2 protein-coding genes are annotated in these 4,065 nt (G+C 65.0%); both read left to right on the top strand.

What is annotated here, in order from left to right; translation table 11 throughout:
- Positions 1 to 358: 358 nt before the first annotated feature.
- Complete coding sequence (locus tag BRC58_07805) at positions 359 to 2,740, top strand: phosphoketolase (protein ID PSP16895.1); 2,382 nt, start codon at positions 359 to 361, stop codon at positions 2,738 to 2,740.
- Positions 2,741 to 2,748: 8 nt separating this feature from the next.
- Positions 2,749 to 3,969: an acetate kinase gene (locus BRC58_07810; protein ID PSP16896.1), complete on the top strand. Its 1,221-nt coding sequence runs from the start codon at positions 2,749 to 2,751 to the stop codon at positions 3,967 to 3,969.
- Positions 3,970 to 4,065: the final 96 nt, after the last annotated feature.

The raw sequence follows: 4,065 nt of genomic DNA on the forward strand, positions 1-4,065 counted from the left end.
TAGCAGAGGCAGTCCAGCAGCGTATCGATAATGGGCGGTGGTGGATTTTGCCACGGTCGGGGAATAGCCGGGGGTTTCAAAAGTTCCGACCAGAGCTCTCGCCGGACAGCAGCCAGGGTGTCAACAAAGGTGTGCTCAGGCTTGGCATACCCTGGCCCAGAGCGAGCTGGAGCTGGGTACTTGCGATATAACTGGGCAAACATCAACGCCACGACACCGAAGAGATCGCAACTGTAAAAGGGCAAAAGTCGAGCTGAGGCCAAGCTCGTTTTGATCCGATCCGGCCGGAGGATGCCGCTGCGAGGGCAAGCGCGCAAACTGGTGCTTAAAACAAGCTGCTCGAACGCCCGATCCTGTTATGACCATCGCGTCTGTCTCCCAAACCCACCCCCTGTCAGAGGCAAAGCTGCATGGCATCCACGCCTACTGGCGCGCGGCCAACTACCTCTCGGCAGGGCAGATCTATCTGCTCGACAACCCGCTTTTGAGCGAGCCGCTGCGGCTCGAGCACATCAAACCCCGACTGCTGGGCCATTGGGGGACCACTCCCGGTCTCAACTTCATCTACGCGCACCTCAATTGCGCGATTCAAGCCCGCGACCTCAACGTTATCTACATCACCGGGCCTGGGCACGGCGGCCCGGGCCTAGTGGCCAACACCTACCTGGAGGGCACCTACAGCGAGATCTATCCCCAGATTTCGCAAGATGCCGAGGGAATGCGCCAGCTGTTCAAGCAGTTTTCATTCCCCGGCGGGGTCCCCAGCCATACGGCTCCCGAGACGCCGGGCTCCATCCACGAAGGCGGCGAGCTGGGCTACGCAATCGCGCACGCCTACGGCGCCGTTTTTGACAATCCCGATCTAATCGCAGCCTGCGTTGTGGGCGATGGCGAGGCCGAGACCGGGCCGCTGGCAGCGAGCTGGCACTCCAACAAGTTCCTCAACCCCGCCCGCGACGGGGCCGTGCTGCCCATCCTGCACCTCAACGGCTACAAGATTGCCAACCCCACGATCTTGGGCCGCCTCAGCCACCAGGAACTGGAGCAGCTGCTGGTGGGCTACGGCTACAAGCCCTACTTTGTCGAGGGCAGCGACCCCGAGGCCATGCACCAGGCCATGGCCGGCACGCTCGATGCCGTCATTGAAGACATCCACGCCATCCAGCACCAAGCCCGCACCCAGGGCGTGACCCAGCGCCCGGCCTGGCCGGTCATCGTGCTGCGCACGCCCAAGGGCTGGACCGGCCCCAGCGAAGTGGACGGCCAACAAGTAGAAGGCTTTTGGCGCTCGCACCAAGTGCCGCTGGCCGATATGGGCCAGCATCCCGAGCGCTTGGAGCAGCTCGAGGCCTGGATGCGCAGCTACCGCCCCCAAGAGCTGTTCGATGGCAACGGCACGCTCCGGCCCGAGCTAGCAGCGCTAGCGCCGCGCGGCAATCGCCGCATGGGAGCCAATCCCCACGCCAACGGCGGCTTGCTGCTCAACCCCCTCAAGCTGCCCGACTTTCGCGACTATGCCGTTGAGGTACCCCATCCCGGCAGCGTCACGGCCGAGGCCACCCGCGTGACCGGGAGCTTCCTGCGCGATGTCATGCAGCGCAACCAGCCCGAGGGCAACTTCCGCGTTGTAGGGCCGGACGAGACGGCCTCCAACCGCCTGGGCGCGCTGTTTGAGGTCACCGATCGCGCCTGGATGGACGAGCGCCGCCCCGAAGACGAAAACCTCTCCCCCGAGGGGCGGGTGATGGAGATCCTGAGCGAGCACACCTGCCAGGGGTGGCTGGAGGGCTACCTGCTCACCGGGCGCCACGGCCTGTTTGCCTGCTACGAGGCCTTCATCCACCTGATCGACTCCATGTTCAACCAGCATGCCAAGTGGTTGAAGGTGACGCGCGAGCTTCCCTGGCGCCGCCCCATTGCCTCGCTCAACTACCTGCTAACCTCCCACGTTTGGCGCCAGGACCACAACGGCTTCTCCCACCAGGACCCGGGCTTTATCGACCACGTGGTGAACAAAAAAGCCGACATCATCCGGGTGTATCTGCCCCCGGATGCCAACACGCTGCTGTCGGTGACCAACCACTGCCTGCGCAGCCGCCACTACGTCAACGCCATCGTGGCCGGCAAGCACCCGGAACCGCAGTGGCTGGATGTGGATGCCGCCGTCAAGCACTGCACTGCCGGCATCGGCATTTGGGCGTGGGCCAGCAACGACCGCGGCGGCGAGCCGGATGTCGTCATGGCCTGCGCTGGCGATGTGCCCACCCAAGAGACCCTAGCGGCGGTGGACTACCTCTGGCAGCACTTTCCGGATTTGCGGGTGCGCACCGTCAACGTGGTCGATCTGATGCGGCTGCAACCTGAGGAAGAGCACCCGCACGGCCTCTCGCACCGCGAGTTCGATGCCATTTTCACCACGGACAAGCCCATCATCTTTGCCTACCACGGCTACCCGTGGCTCATTCACCGCCTCACCTACCGCCGCACCAACCATCCCAACCTGCACGTGCGCGGCTACAAAGAAGAAGGCACCACCACCACGCCCTTCGACATGGTGGTCATGAACCAGCTGGACCGCTTCCACTTGGTCGAGGACGCCATCGATCGCGTGCCCAAGCTGGGCTACGCTGCCGCCCATGCCAAACAGGCCATTCGCGACAAGCTCATCGACCACAATTACTACGTCACCCACTACGGCGTGGACCTACCGGAGGTGCGCGACTGGCGCTGGCCGTACTGAGAGGGGCCATGAAAGTCCTGGTGCTCAACGCCGGCTCCAGCTCGCAAAAAAGCTGCCTCTACGAGCTGGCGGCGCCCCTACCCCAGATACCGCCCGAGCCGCTGTGGGCGGCTGCGCTTGAGTGGCAGGATGGCAGCGTCTGGCTGCGAGCTAGCAACGCCAGTGGCGCCGAACTGGAGCGGGATCTGGGCGCAATCGGGCAATCCGAGGCGATCGCGGTCCTGCTCGAGACGCTCTGGCAGGGCGAAACCCAGGCCATCTCGCAGCCCGAAGCTGTCGCAGCAGTGGGCCATCGGGTCGTCCACGGCGGGGCGACCTACCGCCAGCCCGCCCGCGTGACGGCCCAGCTCAAAGCAGACCTGCGCGAGCTGAGCGAGCTGGCCCCCGCGCACCTGCCCATTAACCTGCAAGGCATCGAGGCCATCGATCGGGTGCTGCCGCAAGCGCCGCAAGTGGCTGTTTTCGATACGGCCTTTCACGCCACCCTGCCAGCTGCGGCGGCGGCATACTCGCTCCCGCACGCCTACTGGGCGCAAGGGGTGCGCCGCTACGGCTTCCACGGCATCAGCCACCAGTACTGCGGGCAGCGTGCCGCGCAGCTGCTGGGTCGGGAAGCGCAGGAACTGCAGCTCATCACCTGCCATTTGGGCAACGGTGCCTCGCTGGCTGCGATCCGCAACGGGCGCTGCGTCGATACCACCATGGGCTACACCCCGCTCGAGGGACTGGTTATGGGGACCCGCTCGGGCTCGCTGGACCCCGGCATTCTCATCCACCTAATGCGCCAGGGCTACGATGCCGATGCGCTCGAGCGGCTGCTCAACCAAGAATCGGGGCTCAAGGGGCTCTCCGGGGTTAGCGGCGACATGCGGGCCGTGCGCGAGGCCATGGATCGGGGCAACGCGCAAGCCCAGCTGGCTTTTGACGTTTACTGCCACCGCCTGCGCTTCCACATCGGCGCCATGCTGGCCTCGCTGGATCGCCTGGATGCGCTGGTGTTTGCCGGCGGGGTGGGCGAGAACGTGCCCCAGGTGCGTGCCGCGGGCTGCCAGGCGCTCGCGTTCCTGGGCCTGCAGCTGGACGCGCGCCAGAACCAGGCCAACCCGGCCGATGCCGACATTGCGGCAGCCGACTCCTCCATCCGGGTGTTGACCGTCAGGACGCAGGAGAACTGGGGGATCGCGCGCGCGTGCTGGCAGTTGCTGAGCGGCGAGCGCAGCCCGAGTTAGTACTACAGTCGCGGTTTGCATCTGGAACTAGCCAGTAGAGCGATGTTGCATCTGCTGGCACATTGAGATGCTCCAACTCCAGCAGTCGTGCATTGC

This window comes from Cyanobacteria bacterium QS_8_64_29 (assembly GCA_003022125.1).
In the GTDB taxonomy this organism is placed as follows: domain Bacteria; phylum Cyanobacteriota; class Cyanobacteriia; order Cyanobacteriales; family Rubidibacteraceae; genus QS-8-64-29.